Source organism: uncultured Draconibacterium sp. (assembly GCF_913060805.1).
In the GTDB taxonomy this organism is placed as follows: Bacteria; Bacteroidota; Bacteroidia; order Bacteroidales; family Prolixibacteraceae; genus Draconibacterium.
Genome location: NZ_CAJXTC010000025.1, coordinates 59397 through 78856 on the forward strand (window position 1 = coordinate 59397; position 19460 = coordinate 78856).

Below are 19460 nucleotides of genomic sequence, written 5' to 3' on the forward strand. Positions count from 1 at the left end.
CGTTTCGCCATCTTGATTTCTTTAATAGTAAAGATTCTGCAAAGTTAAAAACTTTACAGTTTTCTTAAATAATTGTTAGCTCAATTAGTTTGTTCCGTTCAACGAAAATCTATTGTTGCTTATTTATGTCGGCAATCATCCCCAGAATTTCGTCTTTTCCAATTCCCTTTTCAGCCGAAGATATAAAATAACCGGGCATTGTTTCCCATATTTCAAACATCTTTTCTTCGTATGCTTTCAAGTTGTTTTCCAACTCTTTAGGTTTCAGCTTATCTGTTTTAGTAAAAACTATATTGAAAGGAATTTCGCTAATGCCCAGCCATTCCATAAACTCAAGATCGACTTTTTGTGCTTCGTGGCGCGAGTCGATCAATACAAACAGGCAATACAGATTTTCCCGTTTCAGGATATAATTTTTGAGCATTTTCTCCCATTTCAGCCGCTCGGCTTTTGGAACCTGAGCATAACCGTAACCGGGTAAATCAACCAGATACCATTCTTTATTGATAAGAAAATGATTGATCAGACGCGTTTTTCCGGGTTTGCCCGAAATTTTTGCCAACGATCTTTTGTTGGTGAGCATATTAATTAACGATGACTTGCCCACATTCGACCGGCCTATAAAAGCGTACTCCGGTCGGTCGGGTGCCGGACATTTGTCAACTGCAGTATTGCTCATCACAAACTGAGCTTCTTTTATCTCCATAAAAGGTGCATTTTTAGAATGATTTCTTAAGGTAAGAAATATTCTGCTATTTGATATAAACCTCGAGAATTTTTACCGATTCGCTTTTTGGTTTCAATTGTACCGATTCAAGGCTGGCCGGCAAAAGAACGGTCTCTCCCATCGCCACTGTTTCTGTTCCGCCTTCGGTAACAATTTCAAAATCGCCCTCCATTGTCATATAAATAACAAACGAATCGAGCTGGTTGTAATCTTTATCCTGCTCTTTATTGAATTCGATAATATTGGTGGTGAAATACGGGCAGCTTACAATTTCCACCGCTTTATTTTCCTCGGTTTTGTAATCTGTTTTATACTGGCTCGAGTACGAAAAATCGATGGCGTCCAACGCTAGATCGGTATGCAATTCGCGCTCGTTTCCTTTGTCGTCTTTGCGGTTGTAATCGAAAATACGATAAGTTACATCCGACGTTTGCTGAATTTCGGCTACCAAACAGCCTTTGCCAATGGCATGAACACGGCCTGCCGGAATGAAGAAAACATCGCCAACCTGTGCCTCATCGTAATGCAGCAAATCGGTTAATTTACCGGCGTTGAAATATTCCAGGTATTTTTCGCGATCAACTTCCTGGTTAAATCCTGAATTGATCAACGCTCCTTTTTCGGTTCCGGCCACATACCACATTTCGGTTTTTCCGTAAGCATTATGTCTTTCTTTCGACAGTTTATCGTTGGGATGAACCTGGATAGAAAGATCGTCCTGCGCATCGATGAATTTAATGAGCAGCGGAAATTCATTTCCAAACTTTTCGTAGACTTTATCGCCTACCAAATCTCCCATGTAAATTTCAATCAACTCATTCAGGTCGTTACCGGCTAAAAAACCGTTGCTTACCACCGAGATATTTCCGTTAACACCCGAAAGTTCCCAGCTTTCGCCACAGTTGGGCATATCGCCAAAATCTTTGTTCAGGATGGTTTTCATTCGGTTTCCACCCCAGATTTTATCATGAAAAATAGGTGTGAATTTTATGGGATACAGATTACTCATAGTTGGTACGGATTATCGTATAATTTAAAAATTGGATTAAAATTTGAAATCAACAGCAGCGCGTGCCTCGGTAGTTTCGCCAATGCGTTTAACTACTTTTAAATGCTCGGGATGCACACGATATACATCCAGATCTTCAACACTTTCGAAATGCGAAAGCAAGGCCATATCGTAACTTTTCGAGTCTAACTCATAATTTTCGCCTACCTCAATGTGCTTCAATTCGGCAATTTTATCTTTTAAACCCAATAGCATTGCTTTTAGTTCGGCAATTATTTCCGTTTTTTCTTCGGCCGGATAATCCTTCAATTTAAAAAGAACGACGTGATTAATCATTGCTGTCTATTTTTTGTAACTTGTGCTTTTCTGGCTGCGAAAATAGTGTTTTCTTAGCGTTTAATTTTAATCTTCAATTATCATTTAACAAATAAATTGGACAGTATGCTGGTAATTGGCATTGCAGGCGGCACCGGTTCGGGAAAAACCACGGTTGTAAAAAAAATTAGCGAAAAGTTTTGCGACAACGAGGTGGCGATACTTTCGCACGACTCGTATTATTACGACAACAGCGATCTTTCGCTGGAAGAACGCAGACAAAAAAACTTCGACCACCCCGATTCTATAGAGTTCGATTTGATGATCGACCACGTAAAAAAATTAAAACAAGGGCTATCGATCGAAGAGCCGGTTTATTCGTTTATTAGCTGCACCCGACAGGAAGCAACAAATATTGTTGAGCCGAAACAAGTGTTGATAATTGAAGGGATTTTGTGTCTTACAAATGCAGCATTACGCGATTTAATGGACATAAAAGTTTATGTTGATTGCGACTCGGATGTTCGGCTGGCACGCGTGATACAACGCGATATTCAAGAGCGCGGCCGGGATGTTGAACAAGTACTGAAACGCTACAAAAAAACAGTTCGCCCAAGTCACATTCAGTTTATTGAACCAACAAAACGGTACGCCGATATTATTGTTCCTCAGGGTGGCAAAAACAAAATTGCCATCCAGATTTTAACCAACCACATACTACAAACTTTAAACAAAACCTGATGCTTAAAAACCTAAATATCGAAGAGATTCTTTTTCTCGACATTGAAACCGTGCCGCTTGCACCGGAATATACCGAGCTAAACGAAAAATGGCAACAACTTTGGGAGCGCAAAATGCAGTTCCAGATCAACGACGGCAAACTACCGCACGAGCTATACGAGCGCGCCGGAATTTATGCTGAGTTTGGTAAAATCGCCTGCATTTCGGCCGGTTACGTTGTTCAGAAAAAAGGAGAGCCCTATTTTCGTGTGAAATCGTTTTACGATGACGACGAGAAAAAGCTGATCCAGGATTTTTTTAATGCATTAGATAGTTTTGCACGCGCCGGTAAACGCCGGCTTTGTGCGCACAATGGTCAGGAATTCGATTTTCCATATATTTCGAGAAGAGCGTTGGTAAATAATTTAACGCTTCCGAAAGTGTTGGATATTGCCGGTGCCAAACCATGGGAAGTAAAAGATATCCTGATCGACACCTTGCAGCTTTGGAAATTTGGTGATTATAAACATTACACATCGTTGTCGTTGTTGTGCGAGTTATTCAACATTCCAACCCCAAAAGACGACATTGACGGTAGCCAGGTTGCCAAAGTTTACTGGGAAGAAAACGATATTGACCGCATTGTAAAATACTGCGAAAAAGATACAATGGCCGTTGCCAACCTGCTGTTAAAATACAAAGGCGATAAGATTATTCCTTTTGAGAATCTGGAGAGCGTGTAAATATTCTTGAACAAGCTAGATAAGCAAACCCAGTAAGTACGAAAACAAATTACACAGAAAAGCCAGCAATAGCATTTTCCGGTAATCGATTTTAAAGAACAAGTAAAAGATCAGCGATTCAACAATTACTACGCCCAGCTCGCCAATAAGATGATACCACAGTTTATCGGAGATAAAAGCGGGCAGAATAAACCATAAGTAAGGCAATGTTGTAGCGGTAGCCAAAGCAACAACGGCCAGCATTTTTGGCCAGCCGCTTTTGCGAATTTCTTTAAAATAAGGACTGCAGATTAAAATAAAGAAACAAATTACCTCGGCTAAAATGGTAATTAGCAGCGCACTTATAAAATCTTTTTCGTATTGAAAAGCTTCCATTAATATTCCTCAACGTCTTTTGAGTTATCAGAGAAATACGAGATATGTGTTTTTAGTTTTGCCACAAAAACATCATCCGTAACTTTCTCCATTTCATAAAATATCTCTTCTTTTTCAAGCATCGATGAATTGGATATAAACAAAGTCTCCGAACTTAATATCGCTCCCGGATCAACCTTCTCCAAGACATAATCCTGGGTAAGATTTTCAACACCTCCAAGTTCTGTCAGCCTGCTTTTTTTAATTCCAAAAACATATAACGAATTAAACTTGTACCCTTTATGTAGCGATTGATCATCATCAATCAGGTAAAAATCGTTTTCATCAGCCATTGGACCTGTTATATAACCGACAAATTGGATATCGGGGAAATCGCTGCAATTGGTTATTTGCACTGTTCGCTGAACCTGATGCGAATTTTCAGGAATTATGTCAGACTTTAAAACAACGAATGCGAATAAAAAGATAACTCCAAGTACAATTTTATTGGGACGGTAGTTCTTCATAGCTTTATTATTCAATGATTTCTACTCTTACATTTTCATATGTCGAATCAATCTCGACTTTTTGTTTCTTATCTTCATCGGTACACGATGCGAGAATGAGTAGTGCGATAACAGCAAAGAGGATTTTTTTCATGGTTTGTTTTTTTTGAGTATTGTTTCGGTTAAGATGCATTTGCAGTAAAAAAGGTTGCTTTTAAATTTACATAAAATATTACAAATGTAAGTTTACAGCCCGTAAAACAGCTTAATGGAAACTAAATCGTAAGATACCGAGAAGTGCCGGGACGAAAAGCGGGAAAAACACTAAAACTTCATAGCACGGTCGATGTCGCGTTTGGCATCTTTGCTTTTCAGCGTTTCGCGTTTATCGTATGTCTTTTTACCACGAGCCAGTGCAATTTCGAGTTTTGCCAGGCCACGGTCGTTAACAAACAGTTTTGTAGGAACAATTGTAAGCCCCGATTCTTTTACCTTTTTATCGAGCTTTTCAATTTCCTTTTTATTGAGCAGTAATTTCCTGTCGCGTTTGGCAATATGGTTATTGATGGTGCCCAGCTCGTATTCGGCAATGTGCAGATTGATCACATACATTTCGCCCCGGATAAGTGCGCAGTACGAATCAGTGAGGTTAACCTTCCCGTTGCGGATAGATTTTATTTCGGTTCCAACCAACTTAAGTCCGGCCACAAAACGTTCGATAAGCTCATAATTAAATGAGGCTTTACGATTCTTAATGCTAATATTTTGTTGTGGCTTATGTGACATATTTCCGGCGATAAAATTAAAAAATCAGTAGCAGTTTCGACAAGAAAACACTCAAAAAACTAAATATAAAAAAGTTAACCACAATTGTGATTAAAATGTAGCTCTGTTCCTTGTGCTCAGGAAAAGTTAGCAATTCTTTTGCGCCAATCCAAAACAGGTAAAAGCTGTAAATTCCAAAAATATCGACCACGTATAAAAACGGGAATAATCCGGTAATTACCGATACAAGAAGCATCGGTGTCATGGAATATACAACCAGTTTACGTGCCAAATCAACATTCTTTTCCCCTCCAAAAGTTTTCATCAGCTCCGTAGTAAAAAACACGCTGATAAAGTATTGCAAAACAAAAAGTAAAACTTCGCGCGCTGCTTTTAACAACGGGAACTGGATAAAAAAGTCGGTGCGTTTAAAAAACTCGCCAATAAAAACAGCAACTGCCCCGGCCAATGCAATAGGCAACAAATAAGACAGCCATAGCTTTTTACTGTCGTCTGTTTCTTTTTGCTCCACCCAAAATCCATTCGGATTTACAAGAATCAGCTTAACGTCACTTAAAAGTTTTGAAAATGAAAACTCCATTTATCACAATTTTGCGGCAAAAATACACTTTTTTAAAGAAGATACTATTTCTGCACGTTTGCTCATCACTTAAAATTAAAAACCTGAACTTTATTCAATCACAGATTGTGGATACTGGATACTAGATACTCGCAGCTCGTAACTGGTTTTACTTTTTCGCTTTACCTTGTTTACGTTCCTGAATTAGTGCCTGCAAAGCAAACATCTCGTCGCGTAAACGGGCGGCTTCAATAAAGTCAAGCTCTTTAGCCGATGCCTGCATTTGTTTTTTCGTTTTTTCAACCGCTTTTTCCAGTCCTTCAACACTCATGTACTGCACAACCGGATCGGCAGCAATATCGGGCTGTCCCATACCACCTTCGTATTCCTGAGTTTTGTCGCTGCGGTATTCGTAACCAATAATTTCACGCGTTGGTTTTACAATTGCCTTTGGTACAATGTTATTTTCTTCATTGTATTTCAACTGCTTCTCGCGACGGTAGTTAGTCGAGTCGATCGTCTTTTGCATGGAGTCGGTAACTTTATCCGCATACATAATTACCATTCCATTTAGGTTACGCGCTGCACGTCCTGCGGTCTGCGTCAACGATCTTTCCGAGCGCAAAAAGCCTTCCTTATCCGCATCCAAAATAGCAACCAGCGAAACTTCCGGTAAATCAAGTCCTTCACGTAGCAGGTTAATTCCCACCAGCACATCAAACTCCCCTTTTCGCAGCTGCTCCATAATCTCAATGCGTTCCATGGTATCAACATCGGAGTGAATGTAGCGGGTTTTCACGCCCATATTCACCAGGTATTTCGACAATTCCTCGGCCATCCTTTTGGTGAGCGTGGTAACCAATACGCGCTCGTTTTTATCGATACGCAGATGAATTTCGTGCAACAGATCATCAATCTGGTTATTGCTTGGTCGTACATCAATTATCGGATCAAGCAAACCGGTTGGGCGAATGATCTGTTCCACCACAACTCCTTCGCATTTGGCCAATTCATAATCGGCAGGCGTAGCACTTACATAAACCACCTGATTTACCAGCTTTTCAAATTCTTCGAATTTTAGCGGTCGGTTATCAATGGCTGCAGGCAGTCGAAACCCGTATTCCACCAGGTTTGTTTTTCTTGAATTATCGCCGCCATACATGGCCCGTATTTGTGGAATGGTAACATGGCTTTCGTCAATTACCACCAGAAAATCGTCGGGAAAATAATCCATCAAACAGAAAGGACGTGTTCCGGGTGCGCGCCCATCGAAATAACGCGAATAGTTTTCCACTCCCGGGCAATAACCCAGTTCTCGCATCATTTCCATATCGTATTCGGTACGTTCCAAAATACGTTTGGCTTCCAGAGGTTTTCCGATTTCTTTGAAAAAATCCACCTGCTTTACCAGATCATCCTGAATTTGATGAATGGCCGATTTCATTCGGTCTTTTGTGGTAACGAAAATATTAGCAGGGTAAATAACAATTTCATCCAGCGTTTCAATTGTTAGTCCGTCTACAGGATCAAAACTTGACAATTCTTCAATCTCATCGCCCCAAAAGGTTATGCGATACGCCACATCGGCATAAGCAGGAAAAATATCAACGGTATCGCCTTTTACTCTGAAATTACCTCGCTTAAACTCTACCTCGCTTCGGCTGTACAAAGCCTCAACAAAATTGTACAACAAAGCATTTCGCGAAACTTCGTCACCAACTTTGACCTTCGTTACATTGGCATGAAAATCTTCCGGATTTCCGATTCCATATAAACACGAAACCGACGAAACCACCACAACATCGCGTCTTCCGGAAAGCAAGGCCGAAGTTGCACTCAGTCGCAGTTTTTCAATATCCTCATTAATCGAGAGATCTTTTTCTATGTATGTATCGGTAGTTGGCAAATAAGCTTCGGGCTGGTAATAATCGTAATACGATACAAAATACTCCACGGCGTTATTCGGGAAAAACTGTTTCATTTCGCTGTACAACTGAGCGGCCAGTGTTTTGTTATGGCTCAACAATAAAGTAGGGCGTTGCACCTCCTTAATAACATTGGCCATTGTAAATGTCTTTCCCGAGCCGGTTACCCCAAGCAGGGTTTGATAGCGCTCTCCGCTCTCCACTCCTTCAACCAGTTGCCTTATCGCTTCTGGCTGATCACCGGTAGGTTTATAATCTGATACTACGTTAAAATCCATTCGACTTCTTAAGTATTATTCCCTCCAAATTTAGTCCTAATAAAACGACCTACATATTCTTTTCCCCGATTTTTACGCACAACGAACTTGTATGAATGCTAATTTCTACATTACAATCGCGATGGATTATGCTTTAAAAACATCGTAATAATCGGTTACCAGAGTTGCCATCATTCCTGCTGCTTGTGCGGCTTTCATCCCCGGTTCGCCATCCTCAAAAACCTGGCAATCTTCTGGTTTTACGCCCATCTGTTCGGCGCAACGTAAAAATGTCTCGGGGTGTGGTTTTGGGTTTTGCACATCGTTGGCAGAAACCAGTATTTCGATATAATCTTTTAACCCAATAATTTCAAGTGTTTTCCAGGCAAGACGCGTATAACCACCGGTTCCCACTGCAATTGGTAATTTACCGTGGTATTGTTTTACTAAATCAACAACGGGCTCGATGGGTTTCATTTCGTGCATCATTCGTTCGTATTCTGCTTCTTTTTCATGCCCTACTTCTTCAGGATTCAGCGACGAACCATAAACCTCGTTAATTTTAACAATGGTTTCCACTGCCGGAACGCCTGCCAGTTCTAAAAACATTTTTGCTGAATAATCAACACCGTACTTTCCAAGAATTTTTTGGTAAGCAACAAAATGCACGGGCATTGTATCGGCCAGCGTACCGTCTAAATCGAATATTAAACCTTTGGCCTTCGGATCTATTTCTAATTTTTGCATTGTTTTCATCTTATTTCAGGCGAAAATAAGGTTTTACAACATGTAAGCACGAAACGCTTTTTACATTTAAGAAAAATTTTAACCTTTGTTTCCGGTAATTTAATAATCCATGACAGAAGTATTTCTTTACACCTTTCCTCAATGGTTTGTTTTCGCTGCGCTGTTTGGCATAATTTACGGCTGGGTTGAAAACAAAAGAGTGTTTCGTTTAGTTGGTCTGGCAGCGTTTATCGCTTTGGGCTTGTTTTCGTTGTACGTATTGCTGGGCGACTTCCTTGCGCCCGGGCAATTTTTAACTCCCGAAGAGGTAATGCATGAAGAATTAAACGACGAGATTATTAATGAAGCGCCCATTGAAGCGCAACTCCTGCCCGCCTACCTGAGTTTTATTGGTGCATCAGTGTTGGCATTGGCCGCTTTGGTACTCGATTGGCTGAATAAAAAACAATACCGCTTATTCACCGTTTTGGCAGGTTTGGTGGCCTTGCTTGGATTTTTTATTGTTGTTGGAGCAGTACGTTCGGTATAGTTTCGTCCCGCCTTTTTTCGGCGTATTCAAATCATTCCTCCAGCCTGTACTTTCAATATGTTAGTTATTTATAAAAAATCAATTTAACTTGTTAAAAAAACTTCGTTTTTCATTAGGGGTTTTCCTATCTTGCACCAAAATTATAACAGACAAATTTTATTGATTATGAATCCACAGGCTGCTGAACTTAACAGCGTAATTCAAGCGAAAAGCACACCCGTTTTTGAACTGCTTTCTGAAAGAGGAAAGAACATTTTCTTCCCGAAAAAAGGAATTCTGGGACAAACAGCTGAAGCTAAAGGAACAAAGATTAATGCAACCATTGGAGCCGCAATTGAGGACGACGGAACACCTATGCGACTGGAAGCTGTGGCTTCAAAGATCAATATGGATCCATCGCTGGTTTTTCCATACGCGCCGAGTTTTGGCCGCCCCGATATCCGTGCAAAATGGAAAAGCATGATCTACGAGAAAAACCCGTCACTCGATGGAGTTGAGTTGAGTCTGCCGGTAGTTACCAACGCACTTACGCACGGTATCAGCATGGCAGGTTATATGTTTGCCGATGCTCAGGATGAAATTATCGTTCCCGACCTTTTCTGGGGAAACTACAACCTAACGCTTACAAATGCTTACGGTTGTTCACTGGGCAAATTCAACCTTTTTAAAGATGGAGGTTTCGACCTTGAATCATTCGAAGCTAAGTTGAACGAAGGCGGAATCGGTAAAAAAATCGTTATCCTGAATTTCCCGAATAACCCATCGGGTTATACACCAACTTTAGAAGAGCAGGATGCGATTGTAGCCATTGTTAAAAAAGCTGCCGAAGCCGGAAACAAAATCGTTACAATTACCGACGATGCTTATTTTGGATTGGTTTACGAAGAAGGGATTGCTACCGAAAGTATTTTCTCTCAATTGAGCCAGTTGCACGAAAATGTGTTGGCAGTAAAAATTGATGGCGCTACAAAAGAAGATTACGTTTGGGGTTTCCGCGTTGGATTTATCACCTACGGAATTAAAGGTGGAGACGCTGAATTGTATAGCGCGTTGGAGTCAAAAACAGCCGGAGCTATTCGTGGTAACATTTCGAATGCAGCCAATATTTCACAATCGTTGCTGCTTTCAGCATTTGAGAGTGAAGAATATACACAGCAGAAAGAAGCAAAATACCACATCATGCAAAAACGTTACGATGCGGTAAAAGCAGCTTTAACAGAAGAAAAATACAAAGAATGCTTTGAGGCAATTCCTTACAACTCGGGCTACTTTATGTGTGTTCAGTTGGCAGAAGGATTGGTTGGAGAAGAAGTTCGCCAGGTGCTGATTAAAAAGTACGGAATCGGATTAATTGCTTTGGGTAACGTATTACGAATTGCTTTCTCGGCAGTTGCTGCTGCTGATGTAAAAGAAATGTTCGACGGTATTTACAACGCTTGTAAAGACTGTAAGAAATAATTACTGTGATTAACAGTTCAGAAAAGCCGCTTCATTATTTGATGCGGCTTTTTTATTGTCATTTCGAACAAAGTGAGAAATCTTTTCCATCAAGAATGCTACAGATTTCTCAGTCGTTCCTCCTTCGAAATGACAATTTATAGATGGGCCGCTAAATCTTCAAACGTCATCATTTCAACTCCCAGCTTTTCCCATTCCTCGAAAGGTAAAGGAATGTTCGGCAGTTCTTTAATGGCATCTTTTAAAACAATAACGCGCTTTACCCTTTTCGACAGGCCAACGACGGCATCGTTTACGCAAACATTAGTTGTCACACCATAAACCACCACGGTTTCAGGCGAGAGCATTTGCAGTATATTATCGGTATAAGGATTTCCGGCAAACACATCAAATGCATCTTTCCGAATAACTGTATTTCTAGCCGATTCCACTGCATCGAAACTATCATAGTCTTTATCCCAGTCAAATTCTACCGCATCTTCTGGTTGTGTTTCCGCAACGTATTCTGCCCCCGCAGTATTCGCCATACAATGTTGCGGGAAGGTATTTACAAAGTCCGGATTATCCGAAAGTTCTGCCGATTCCGGATAATGAAAATCAGCCGTGTTTACCACTCGTATATTTTTCTGCTTTGCAAAATCAGTGATTTGCTGCCAAAGTGGTTTTATTTTTTCAGCGCCCTCGACATACAATTTGCCGCCGGGTTCTACAAAATCTACCTGTGTATCAACGTTCCAAAATATAAGTTTCTCGTTTTCCATTTCGCTGCCATTTTATTGTTGAGTGTTATATTCCAGCCTCAACTTCATTGTATTCGTCATCTAAAATTATTGGTTTTTATTGTCTTCTAAAATTACAGGAGCAAAAAATTAATTACTATTTTCATCCTTTCTGTAATTTCACTTGTTAATACTATACTCACAGAGTAATACTTAAATTCAAACACAGTTCAACAACGAACTACAAAAAAGAAAATATGAAAAAATTTGTTTTAACGATGCTGGCATTTTTACTAGTTGCCCCAATTTTTGTGTCAGCACAAGACATGCTCAAACAAGCCGTTCCGGTTGATCCTGCCATTAGAACAGGGAAACTGGAAAACGGAATGACTTATTTTATCCGTCATAACGAAGAGCCAAAAGAACGGGTAAGTTTTTACATGATACAAAACGTTGGCGCCCTGCTCGAAAACGACAACCAAAACGGATTGGCGCACTTTCTCGAGCACATGGCTTTTAACGGCACCGAGCATTATCCGGGAAAAGGATTTCTGGATTACCTGGAAAAAAACGGTGTGGCTTTTGGGCGTAATATCAACGCATACACTTCGTTTAACGAAACGGTTTACAACCTGAGCGATGTACCTGCTACCCGCGAAGGTTTGATTGATTCGTGTCTTTTGGTGCTTAACGACTGGTCGAACTACTTGTTATTGACCGACGAAGAAATTGACCTTGAACGTGGTGTTATTTCTGAAGAGTGGAGGACAGGAAGAAATGCCAGCAGAAGAATATTATTCGAATGGATTCCAGTTGTTTTTGAAGGGTCTAAATATGCCGAAAGGGATATTATTGGCGATATTGATATCATTAAAAACTTTGAACCGGAAACGCTGCGAAACTTTTATCACGATTGGTATCGTACCGATTTACAAGCCATTGCCATTGTTGGCGATATCGACGTTGATCAGGTAGAGGCAAAAGTTAAAGAGCTATTCTCCAAAATTCCTGCAGTGGAGAATCCACAACCACGACCACATTTTGAGGTTCCGGAACACGATGAAACAAAATTTGTTTTGGCAACCGACGAAGAAGCAACAAACTCAACCGTCTCTATCTACATTACACGCGAAGGGACAGATCGCGAAGACAAAAACATTGGTTACCTGCGTAATCAGTATATATCTGGTTTGTTTAATCAAGTCGTAAGCGAAAGAATTTCAGAACTACTTCAAAAAGGAAATCCACCTTTTGTAATGGGAAGTATAAGAGTAGGTGGCAGCTATGCACGAGGATATGATTGGGCAAGTATTTCGATAACTGCCAATCCGAATAAAGAAGACGAAGGATTACGTGCAATATATACTGAAGCTGAACGAGTTCTTCGCCATGGTCTAACAGAAGGTGAACTTAATCGCGCAAAAGTTAATCTTCTAACTGCAATGGAAAGCGCCTATAAACAGCGCGACAAAATCTCGAATGACACATATATTGATGGTATTGTGAATTATTACCTTGAAGGTGAACCATTAACCGATGCTGAATTCGACTGGCAGTTTGGACAGGCAATTCTCGAGACAATTACACTTGCCGATGTAAACAAACTAGCCCAAGATATGATTGTGGACAAGAACCGTGTTGTTGTAATTACCGGTCCGAAAAACGATACTGAACACCTGACTCAAGATGAAGCTTTTGCAATTTTAGCCGAAGTTGAAAATTCAACAATCGATCCGTACGAAGATACAGCAGAAGCTGCGTCGCTGGTTGAAGGCGAATTGCCGGGTGCGAAAGTTGTTTCAACAAAAAAACTGGACGACCTTGACGCCGTAGAATGGAAACTGAGCAATAATGCAACGGTTGTGTTTAAACATGCCGATTACGAAAAAGATCAGGTTTCGTTGCGCGCTTACAGTCCGGGTGGAAACTCGTTGCTGGGCACCGGCGATCTTCAGGCAGCTAGTATGCTTCCGCAGTTTATCGGGTCGTTTGGTGTTGGCGATTTTGATGCCATTGCCTTACGCAAAGTATTAACCGGGAAAACGGCATCGGTAGCAACTAGCTTGGGAGATCTTACCGAAGGATTTAACGGAAGCAGCACGCCAAAAGATTTTGAAACGATGATGCAGTTGCTTTACCTGCAATTCAATAATCCGCGATTTGACGAAGAATCCTACGAGGCACTAAAAAGTCGTTATGTTGCTTACCTGCAAAACATGGCCAATAATCCGCAAAAGATTATGAGTGATTCACTCCAGTTAATTGCGACCGGTTATAATGAGCGTACAAAACTAATGTCAGCAACAATGTTCGATGAGATCAATTTTGCGCAAATGGAAGACCTGTATAAGGACCGTTTTAAAGACGCCGGTGACTTCACTTTCTTTATCGTTGGAAACATCGACGAAGAAGTGGCCAAAGAAATGTCAGTCAAATACATTGGATCGTTAAAAGATCTTCCGGGTGAAGAAAAGTGGGTTGACCACAAAGTTAGAATGCCTGAAGGTACCACCGAAAAGAAAATTGAGGTGCCTTTACAAACCGAAAAAGGAACTGTAATTGTTCTTATCCGCGAAGAGCTGGATTATACACCAGCTAGCAATGTTGAGCTGACTGTATTAAAAGCGATTCTCGATTTGCGTTATACCGAAGAAGTACGAGAAAAAGAAGGAGGAACGTATGGCGTTAATCTTGCCTCATCGTCGAACCAATATCCTTACGAACGAAAAACTTTGCAAATCAGTTTCGACACAGATCCGGAGAAAGCTGACCACCTGAAATCGATCATTTTCCGCGAGATTGACAAAATTGTTGCCGATGGCCCAACACAGGAAGACTTGAGCAAGGTTATTCTGAACCTGAAAAAGGAGCGTGCACAGGCCAAAGAACACAACAATTACTGGTTGAATGCGCTTTACAACGACTATTACCACGGATTTAATCCTGATGCAGCCGAAAACTACGATAATATTTTAGATGGTTTGACTACTGCACAGATTCAGAAATTTGCAAAAGCATTTTATTCCGACGCTGATGTGGTTGATGTGGTATTTCTACCGAAAAAGGCAGAATAGATAAAGAAATTAGAAGATAAAAGAAAGTCCATGGTTTTTGAAATCATGGACTTTTTTTGCTTAAATCCCTACTCTTACTATGAGTATTACCGTTTGTATTTCGTCCGGAAGAAACACCTGGATTCGATCATTTTTTCTTCGCCGGACGATTTCCCTTGGGTCATATTAACCCGGCGCTGCGCACCGGGTTAATCACATTCGACGCTTTCTGCGCCATAAAAGCATTGGGAGAAATATCGCTACTCTGTTAATTCACCTTTGTAATTCTGCTCCATATCCCAAAGGGAGAAAATATAATTAACCTCGGGTGAAACCCGGGGTAGATATGGGAATAAATAAAAGGCGCAATCAATAAGTTGATCAGAGCTCCTTGGTTTTATGCGCCTGCGACTACAACGATTCTAATAAAATGCTAACAACATACTTTGCTTTTGTTCCTGTTGGTAATTGCAGAACTCATAGACTTTTTTTTTGCAGAACTGTTCTGGTTAAAAGTTTAAATTTTAAGGGCTAAAGCCCATGTGTACTACCATTTATGCTTAACCCCGGCATTAATGCCGGGGTTAGTCAACCGCCAAACATTCCGGGCTTTAGCCCTTAATCATGAAGATTCATGCAGCCAACCAAAAACTAAAAGGCCGGAAACTTTCGCTCCCGGCCTTAGTGCAGTTTTTACTTTTAAATATCTGAACAGCGATCGATTACTCGATCACAAACTCAAATTCTTCATCGGTTGGAGGAGTGCACATTTCATCGTTGCAACTCATCCATTGAATATAACCGGCAACTTTAGCTGGCTTTTCAGTTACCCACACTTTGTGCGAAATAACCGCCTTCTCTTTAAAATAAGTTACCTCCATATCAAAAATTTTGTCGTGCATTGTATGCGATGGGGTAACTTCAACAGGCTTTCCAAAATCCTTGCAGTTTTCCAGCGTCTCGAAATTAAACGAGGTTTTTACCGGACCGCCGTCTTCCATATTTACACCATAAAGTTTAAAACCCATATCGATTTCTGCCGTAGCAACAATCTCATACTGATTTCCACCTTTTAAGGGTTTAATCTCTACGTCCCACTTTACGGGCTCCATCATTTGTGCCTGCGCAAACATTGCCACAGCAACAAATCCCAACGCAACTATTAGCTTCTTCATCAGTTTTTATTTTTTGAATTCTGTTAATCCTTCGTTTAGCCACTCAATAAAATCCTCCGGATCCGGATCATAACTGTATCCCTCTCCTATCTGATTTTCGTTTTCATCCAATACAACATAGTATGGTTGTGTATTTCTATGAAATCTTGATATCTGGAAATCGGTCCATTTATTTCCTACAGATCTCACTTTTCTTCCGGTTGTTTCCGAAACGTATTGTTCGTCTTCCGGCAGTTTTGTTTTCAAGTCAACATACAACGACACCACCACATAATCTTCGAGGAACAGGTTTTTCACTTCCTGTTTTACCCAAACGTTGTCCTCCATTTTACGGCAGTTGGTACAACCTTTTCCGGTAAAATCGATCAACAATGGCTTTCCGGTTTCGCGGGCATGTGCCAAAGCTTTATCGTAATCGTCGAATAAGGGAATTCCGTGCGGGCCAATGTGCATTCCCGATGTCATCGTTCCCGATGAATGTCCGGTAGCAACAGCTCCGGCAGGTTGAGTGCGTCCAACACCCAATGGCGATTCGGCATAATCAACCGGCGGCGGAAAACCACTGATCAATTTCACCGGTGCGCCCCACAAACCGGGGATCATATAAATTACAAAGGCAAATACCATGGTTCCCAAAACAAAACGCGATACCGGTAAATGCGTAGTTGGCGAATCGTGTGGCAATTTTATTTTGCCCCACAAGTACAGCGCCAGTCCCATAAAAATGGCAATCCAAATGGCGATGTAAACTTCGCGCTCCAAAATATGCAAATCAAGAACCATATCGGCAATTGACAGGAATTTGAACGCAAAAGCGAACTCTAGGAAACCCAAAACTACTTTCACTGAATTTAACCAGCCACCTGATTTTGGCAGCGAGTTCAACCACCCCGGGAAAGCCGCAAACAAGGCAAAAGGAATAGCGAGTGCTAATGAAAATCCTAACATACCAATTACCGGTGCCATACCTCCGCTACGCGCAGCTTCAACAATCAAAGCACCAACAATCGGTCCCGTACACGAGAATGAAACCAGTGCCAATGCAAAAGCCATAAAGAATATTCCGAACAATCCACCTTTGTCGGCTTTTTTATCCACTGCATTTACCCAGCTGCTGGGCAATACAATTTCGAACGCCCCCATAAACGAGAAGGCAAAAACAAAAAGCAACAGAGCAAAGAACAGGTTAAACCACGGGTTGGTAGAAAGACTGTTCAGACTCTCTGCTCCAAACGCGGCAGTTACCACTGTTCCAAGTATCACATAAATAATAATGATGGATATTCCGTACCAGATTCCGTTGCGGATTCCTTTAGCTTTTGTTTTACTTTGTTTAGTAAAGAAGCTTACCGTCATTGGAATCATCGGGAAAACACAAGGTGTTAGCAAAGCTGCAAAACCACCTAAAAATGCCAGGAAGAAAATACTCCAGTAGTTTCTGTTGCTGCTGTCGTCTGTAGTTTCGGCAGCAGCAGTTTGTTGTGCTCCTCCGGTTAACTCAAACGAAAATTCTGCTTCCATTGGAGGTGTGCATGTTTCGTCGTCACAACTCATAAACTCCACATAACCGGCAACGGTTCCTGCACCCGAGACTTTTACTTTTTGCGTGAAGGTCACTTCCTCTTCAAACCACCTCAAATCCATCTGAAATGAATTGTCAAATTCTTCAACAACTTCTTTATTCGGTGTTGGCTCTCGTACTAATTCAGCATTCTCCACATTCTCGAAATAAAAGCTGGTTTTAATCGGACCACCTTCCGGCAGATCGGTTGAATACATGTGCCAACCTTCTTCTATCGTGGCTGTGAAAAGTAACTCAAACTCGTTGTCTGAAATCTTGTTTTGAGAGAAACTCCATTTTACCGGCTCAACAATTTGCGATGAGGCCAGTAATGCAGCTGTAAGTAAAAAGACCGTAAACAGTATGCGTTTCATTCTTTTTGTGGTTTTATAAATAAACTTCGATTTACTTTCTAAATTGTGTTATACGCTTCATGCGTTTTTACGAATAGCACAAATTTATGATGGAAAAACAACAAAATGCCTCAATCTGTTTAACAAAAGGAGTATAGACTGGGTTTGAAATAGGGTCTAGACCCCCTAATATTGCTTTTTTACGGAGTTAAAAAAGTCGACAGCATCTTTTCGGGTTGACACGCCCAACTGTCTGTAGATGTTATTAATATGGGTTTTTACGGTACTTAATTCAACGAATAGATCCTGTGCAATTTCTTTGTTGGTCTTTCCGGCGGCTAAAAGGCTCAGAATCTCTTGCTGTTTTAAGGTTAAGCCTTCATAAAGCGGTTTCAAATTGTTTTCCGGATCGTTTTCCCGCTTTCGTATTTTCTTTAATTGTTGGAAAAAACCGATCAAAATGACAATAAGAACCAGAATAATTACTGCCTGAATTATCATCGTCCAGTCTTTCCATTTAGGTTGCACACCCGGCATTTCGCAAACAAATTCACGAAAACCGATCAACTCATCCAACAATGCTGAATAAGCTTCGGTGTATGGTGTTACCGGAAGTTCGTCTTCCAGGCGTTTTTGAAAGTTGAAATAAAAGTCGCTGTTTCTCAGGAAATCAGTCTCTTTATCTTCGATGTGATACAATGCATAAAGACCAACGTAAGGATTTTTGGCATCGGCAACAACAGAATGGATAAAGGTTTCCAGCTCCTGCGACAAGAAAGTACTTTGCGCTTTTGGCAACTGACCACTCAATTCGCTGCTTTGCTCCTGGAACTTTTCATCAAAATCAAAAATTGCTTTTGTATCATCGCTACCGTTCAATTCGGTTACTTCCAGCGAATTGTTCCGGGTTGTAGCACTTAGCTCAATTTCCGACTGCCGGTTTAAAAGCAAATGAAAATAGTTTTTGTTTTGGGTGGAACTGAATTCTACCGAAGCATTATCGCCCTGCACCAAATACAGGCGGTAAAAACGTTCATCGTCGGGTACCGACTGCGTATTGATTTCGAAGCTACCATCAGGTTTTATAAATGTTTCGGCAATAATAAAATCGGGCGAGGCCACAAAAATATCGTTAGGCGTATTTAGCAGAGCCAGAAAAACTTTCGGCTGCCACTGTTCTGTTAAATCGATGGTACCTTTTATTTCGAGTGCGGTTGAAGTACTTGTAATAAAAAGGGAAAAAATGATATAGACCAGTTTTTTTAACGCCATCGGAATTATTTTGCTTACTGCGAAAATAAAAAAAAGCCGCTCAATAATGAACGGCTTTCCTTTTATAAGATAATTTCTTCTTCATTCTCATCAAAAAAATGATATTCCAGATAGGAATATGAATTTACAGCTTCAACGCTTACCCATTTCAGGTATTTGAAAAACCACCTGTTTTGTTGGCTTTTCCAACCCTTTGTAAGATAAGCAGCTGTATAAGGATGAACTTTCAGATTTAGTTTCTTCTTGTTCAACTCCTTTAGCGCGTAGTTTACTTTGCCGTTTATATCGTCGGCAAATAACACAGTAGGCACAACTTTTCCAGTTCCTTTACAAGTCGGACAGCTCTCGGCGGTCTCAACTTTTTCTTCCGGACGAACTCTTTGCCTTGTAATTTGCATCAGGCAAAACTTACTTAGTGGAAGAATGTTGTGCTTGGTCCGGTCGTCGGCCATAATCTCCTTCATGTGATCATTCACTTTCTGGCGATTTGCCGCGACATGCATGTCGATGAAATCAATTACTATGATTCCTCCCATGTCTCGCAACCGTAATTGTCTTGCTATTTCGTCGCAGGCCGCCAGGTTCACTTCCAGGGCATTTTTTTCCTGGTCGTTTCCGGCTCTTGCGCGATTCCCGCTGTTTACATCAATTACATGAAACGCTTCGGTGTGTTCTACGATTAAATAGGCACC

At 40.9% G+C, this 19460-nt stretch carries 20 protein-coding genes; 5 read left to right on the forward strand and 15 right to left on the reverse strand.

Annotated elements, in window-relative coordinates; all coding sequences use genetic code 11:
• Positions 1 to 109: 109 nt before the first annotated feature.
• From yihA to QZ576_RS15135, 3 genes are read right to left on the reverse strand one after another with little or no spacing between them, the layout of a single operon-like run.
• Positions 110 to 706 carry a ribosome biogenesis GTP-binding protein YihA/YsxC gene (yihA, locus tag QZ576_RS15125; RefSeq protein ID WP_297098625.1) on the reverse strand — a complete coding sequence of 199 codons (597 nt, stop codon included), beginning with the start codon at positions 704 to 706 and terminating at the stop codon, positions 110 to 112.
• A 46-nt stretch (positions 707 to 752) separates the two neighbouring features.
• The gene (locus QZ576_RS15130) at positions 753 to 1736 is read right to left on the reverse strand and encodes a type I phosphomannose isomerase catalytic subunit (RefSeq protein WP_297098626.1); all 984 of its coding nucleotides are present in this window, start codon (positions 1734 to 1736) and stop codon (positions 753 to 755) included.
• Positions 1737 to 1772: 36 nt separating this feature from the next.
• Entirely contained in the window at positions 1773 to 2072 is a 300-nt protein-coding gene (locus QZ576_RS15135; protein ID WP_297098627.1) for a Dabb family protein, read from the reverse strand.
• A gap of 105 nt (positions 2073 to 2177) precedes the next feature.
• Here QZ576_RS15135 and udk point away from each other — a divergent pair, with 105 nt between their 5' ends.
• Positions 2178 to 2792, forward strand: coding sequence for a uridine kinase (udk, locus tag QZ576_RS15140; RefSeq protein WP_297098628.1), 615 nt, complete (start codon positions 2178 to 2180; stop codon positions 2790 to 2792).
• A complete protein-coding gene (locus tag QZ576_RS15145) occupies positions 2792 to 3514 on the forward strand; it encodes a 3'-5' exonuclease (protein ID WP_297098629.1) in 723 nt (240 codons plus the stop codon). Before udk ends, QZ576_RS15145 begins: the two co-directional genes overlap by 1 nt.
• A 15-nt stretch (positions 3515 to 3529) precedes the next feature.
• Here QZ576_RS15145 and QZ576_RS15150 read toward each other — a convergent pair whose 3' ends face one another.
• From QZ576_RS15150 to QZ576_RS15180, 7 genes are all read right to left on the reverse strand, one after another.
• Complete coding sequence (locus tag QZ576_RS15150) at positions 3530 to 3889, reverse strand: hypothetical protein (RefSeq protein WP_297098630.1); 360 nt, start codon at positions 3887 to 3889, stop codon at positions 3530 to 3532.
• Positions 3889 to 4395: a hypothetical protein gene (locus tag QZ576_RS15155; RefSeq protein ID WP_297098631.1), complete on the reverse strand. Its 507-nt coding sequence runs from the start codon at positions 4393 to 4395 to the stop codon at positions 3889 to 3891. Before QZ576_RS15155 ends, QZ576_RS15150 begins: the two co-directional genes overlap by 1 nt.
• A 7-nt stretch (positions 4396 to 4402) precedes the next feature.
• On the reverse strand, positions 4403 to 4528 hold the full coding sequence (locus tag QZ576_RS15160; protein ID WP_297098632.1) for a lipoprotein: 126 nt from the start codon (positions 4526 to 4528) through the stop codon (positions 4403 to 4405).
• A gap of 170 nt (positions 4529 to 4698) precedes the next feature.
• Positions 4699 to 5160, reverse strand: a complete 462-nt coding sequence (gene smpB, locus QZ576_RS15165; RefSeq protein WP_297098633.1) for an SsrA-binding protein SmpB — start codon at positions 5158 to 5160, stop codon at positions 4699 to 4701.
• Between the two features lie 16 nt (positions 5161 to 5176).
• On the reverse strand, positions 5177 to 5740 hold the full coding sequence (locus QZ576_RS15170; RefSeq protein WP_297098634.1) for a Yip1 family protein: 564 nt from the start codon (positions 5738 to 5740) through the stop codon (positions 5177 to 5179).
• Positions 5741 to 5888: 148 nt separating this feature from the next.
• Complete coding sequence (uvrB, locus tag QZ576_RS15175; RefSeq protein ID WP_297098635.1) at positions 5889 to 7922, reverse strand: excinuclease ABC subunit UvrB; 2034 nt, start codon at positions 7920 to 7922, stop codon at positions 5889 to 5891.
• Between the two features lie 126 nt (positions 7923 to 8048).
• Entirely contained in the window at positions 8049 to 8648 is a 600-nt protein-coding gene (locus tag QZ576_RS15180; protein ID WP_297098636.1) for an HAD family phosphatase, read from the reverse strand.
• Between the two features lie 109 nt (positions 8649 to 8757).
• Here QZ576_RS15180 and QZ576_RS15185 point away from each other — a divergent pair, with 109 nt between their 5' ends.
• Positions 8758 to 9177 carry a hypothetical protein gene (locus QZ576_RS15185; protein ID WP_297098637.1) on the forward strand — a complete coding sequence of 140 codons (420 nt, stop codon included), beginning with the start codon at positions 8758 to 8760 and terminating at the stop codon, positions 9175 to 9177.
• 165 nt (positions 9178 to 9342) lie between these two features.
• A complete protein-coding gene (locus QZ576_RS15190) occupies positions 9343 to 10635 on the forward strand; it encodes an aminotransferase class I/II-fold pyridoxal phosphate-dependent enzyme (protein ID WP_297098638.1) in 1293 nt (430 codons plus the stop codon).
• Positions 10636 to 10772: 137 nt separating this feature from the next.
• On the opposite strand, the gene QZ576_RS15195 is transcribed toward QZ576_RS15190, so the two are convergent.
• The gene (locus QZ576_RS15195) at positions 10773 to 11396 is read right to left on the reverse strand and encodes an isochorismatase family cysteine hydrolase (protein WP_297098639.1); all 624 of its coding nucleotides are present in this window, start codon (positions 11394 to 11396) and stop codon (positions 10773 to 10775) included.
• Between the two features lie 215 nt (positions 11397 to 11611).
• Here QZ576_RS15195 and QZ576_RS15200 point away from each other — a divergent pair, with 215 nt between their 5' ends.
• Positions 11612 to 14428 (forward strand): pitrilysin family protein, encoded by a 2817-nt coding sequence (locus QZ576_RS15200; RefSeq protein WP_297098640.1) that lies wholly within the window; start codon positions 11612 to 11614, stop codon positions 14426 to 14428.
• A 701-nt stretch (positions 14429 to 15129) separates the two neighbouring features.
• Here the strand turns inward: QZ576_RS15200 and QZ576_RS15205 are convergent.
• The 4 genes from QZ576_RS15205 to QZ576_RS15220 all read right to left on the reverse strand — a co-directional run.
• On the reverse strand, positions 15130 to 15582 hold the full coding sequence (locus tag QZ576_RS15205; RefSeq protein ID WP_297098641.1) for a protein-disulfide reductase DsbD domain-containing protein: 453 nt from the start codon (positions 15580 to 15582) through the stop codon (positions 15130 to 15132).
• 6 nt (positions 15583 to 15588) lie between these two features.
• Positions 15589 to 17517, reverse strand: coding sequence for a cytochrome c biogenesis protein CcdA (locus QZ576_RS15210; RefSeq protein ID WP_297098642.1), 1929 nt, complete (start codon positions 17515 to 17517; stop codon positions 15589 to 15591).
• A gap of 165 nt (positions 17518 to 17682) precedes the next feature.
• Positions 17683 to 18768: a helix-turn-helix transcriptional regulator gene (locus tag QZ576_RS15215; protein WP_297098643.1), complete on the reverse strand. Its 1086-nt coding sequence runs from the start codon at positions 18766 to 18768 to the stop codon at positions 17683 to 17685.
• Positions 18769 to 18830: 62 nt separating this feature from the next.
• Positions 18831 to 19460, reverse strand: a 630-nt coding sequence (locus QZ576_RS15220) for a ribonuclease E/G (RefSeq protein ID WP_297098644.1), incomplete at its 5' end; no start/stop codon positions are given.

What these genes read in the sequence shown, in the direction of transcription:
- yihA (WP_297098625.1), bottom strand. Translation starts at nt 706, where the DNA reads ATGGAGATAAAAGAAGCTCAGTTTGTGATGAGCAATACTGCAGTTGAC.
- QZ576_RS15205 (WP_297098641.1), bottom strand. Translation starts at nt 15,582, where the DNA reads ATGAAGAAGCTAATAGTTGCGTTGGGATTTGTTGCTGTGGCAATGTTT.
- QZ576_RS15180 (WP_297098636.1), bottom strand. Translation starts at nt 8,648, where the DNA reads ATGCAAAAATTAGAAATAGATCCGAAGGCCAAAGGTTTAATATTCGAT.
- uvrB (WP_297098635.1), bottom strand. Translation starts at nt 7,922, where the DNA reads ATGGATTTTAACGTAGTATCAGATTATAAACCTACCGGTGATCAGCCA.
- QZ576_RS15155 (WP_297098631.1), bottom strand. Translation starts at nt 4,395, where the DNA reads ATGAAGAACTACCGTCCCAATAAAATTGTACTTGGAGTTATCTTTTTA.
- smpB (WP_297098633.1), bottom strand. Translation starts at nt 5,160, where the DNA reads ATGTCACATAAGCCACAACAAAATATTAGCATTAAGAATCGTAAAGCC.
- QZ576_RS15130 (WP_297098626.1), bottom strand. Translation starts at nt 1,736, where the DNA reads ATGAGTAATCTGTATCCCATAAAATTCACACCTATTTTTCATGATAAA.
- QZ576_RS15215 (WP_297098643.1), bottom strand. Translation starts at nt 18,768, where the DNA reads ATGGCGTTAAAAAAACTGGTCTATATCATTTTTTCCCTTTTTATTACA.
- QZ576_RS15145 (WP_297098629.1), top strand. Translation starts at nt 2,792, where the DNA reads ATGCTTAAAAACCTAAATATCGAAGAGATTCTTTTTCTCGACATTGAA.
- QZ576_RS15135 (WP_297098627.1), bottom strand. Translation starts at nt 2,072, where the DNA reads ATGATTAATCACGTCGTTCTTTTTAAATTGAAGGATTATCCGGCCGAA.
- QZ576_RS15160 (WP_297098632.1), bottom strand. Translation starts at nt 4,528, where the DNA reads ATGAAAAAAATCCTCTTTGCTGTTATCGCACTACTCATTCTCGCATCG.
- QZ576_RS15190 (WP_297098638.1), top strand. Translation starts at nt 9,343, where the DNA reads ATGAATCCACAGGCTGCTGAACTTAACAGCGTAATTCAAGCGAAAAGC.
- QZ576_RS15200 (WP_297098640.1), top strand. Translation starts at nt 11,612, where the DNA reads ATGAAAAAATTTGTTTTAACGATGCTGGCATTTTTACTAGTTGCCCCA.
- QZ576_RS15195 (WP_297098639.1), bottom strand. Translation starts at nt 11,396, where the DNA reads ATGGAAAACGAGAAACTTATATTTTGGAACGTTGATACACAGGTAGAT.
- QZ576_RS15170 (WP_297098634.1), bottom strand. Translation starts at nt 5,740, where the DNA reads ATGGAGTTTTCATTTTCAAAACTTTTAAGTGACGTTAAGCTGATTCTT.
- QZ576_RS15210 (WP_297098642.1), bottom strand. Translation starts at nt 17,517, where the DNA reads ATGAAACGCATACTGTTTACGGTCTTTTTACTTACAGCTGCATTACTG.
- udk (WP_297098628.1), top strand. Translation starts at nt 2,178, where the DNA reads ATGCTGGTAATTGGCATTGCAGGCGGCACCGGTTCGGGAAAAACCACG.
- QZ576_RS15185 (WP_297098637.1), top strand. Translation starts at nt 8,758, where the DNA reads ATGACAGAAGTATTTCTTTACACCTTTCCTCAATGGTTTGTTTTCGCT.
- QZ576_RS15150 (WP_297098630.1), bottom strand. Translation starts at nt 3,889, where the DNA reads ATGGAAGCTTTTCAATACGAAAAAGATTTTATAAGTGCGCTGCTAATT.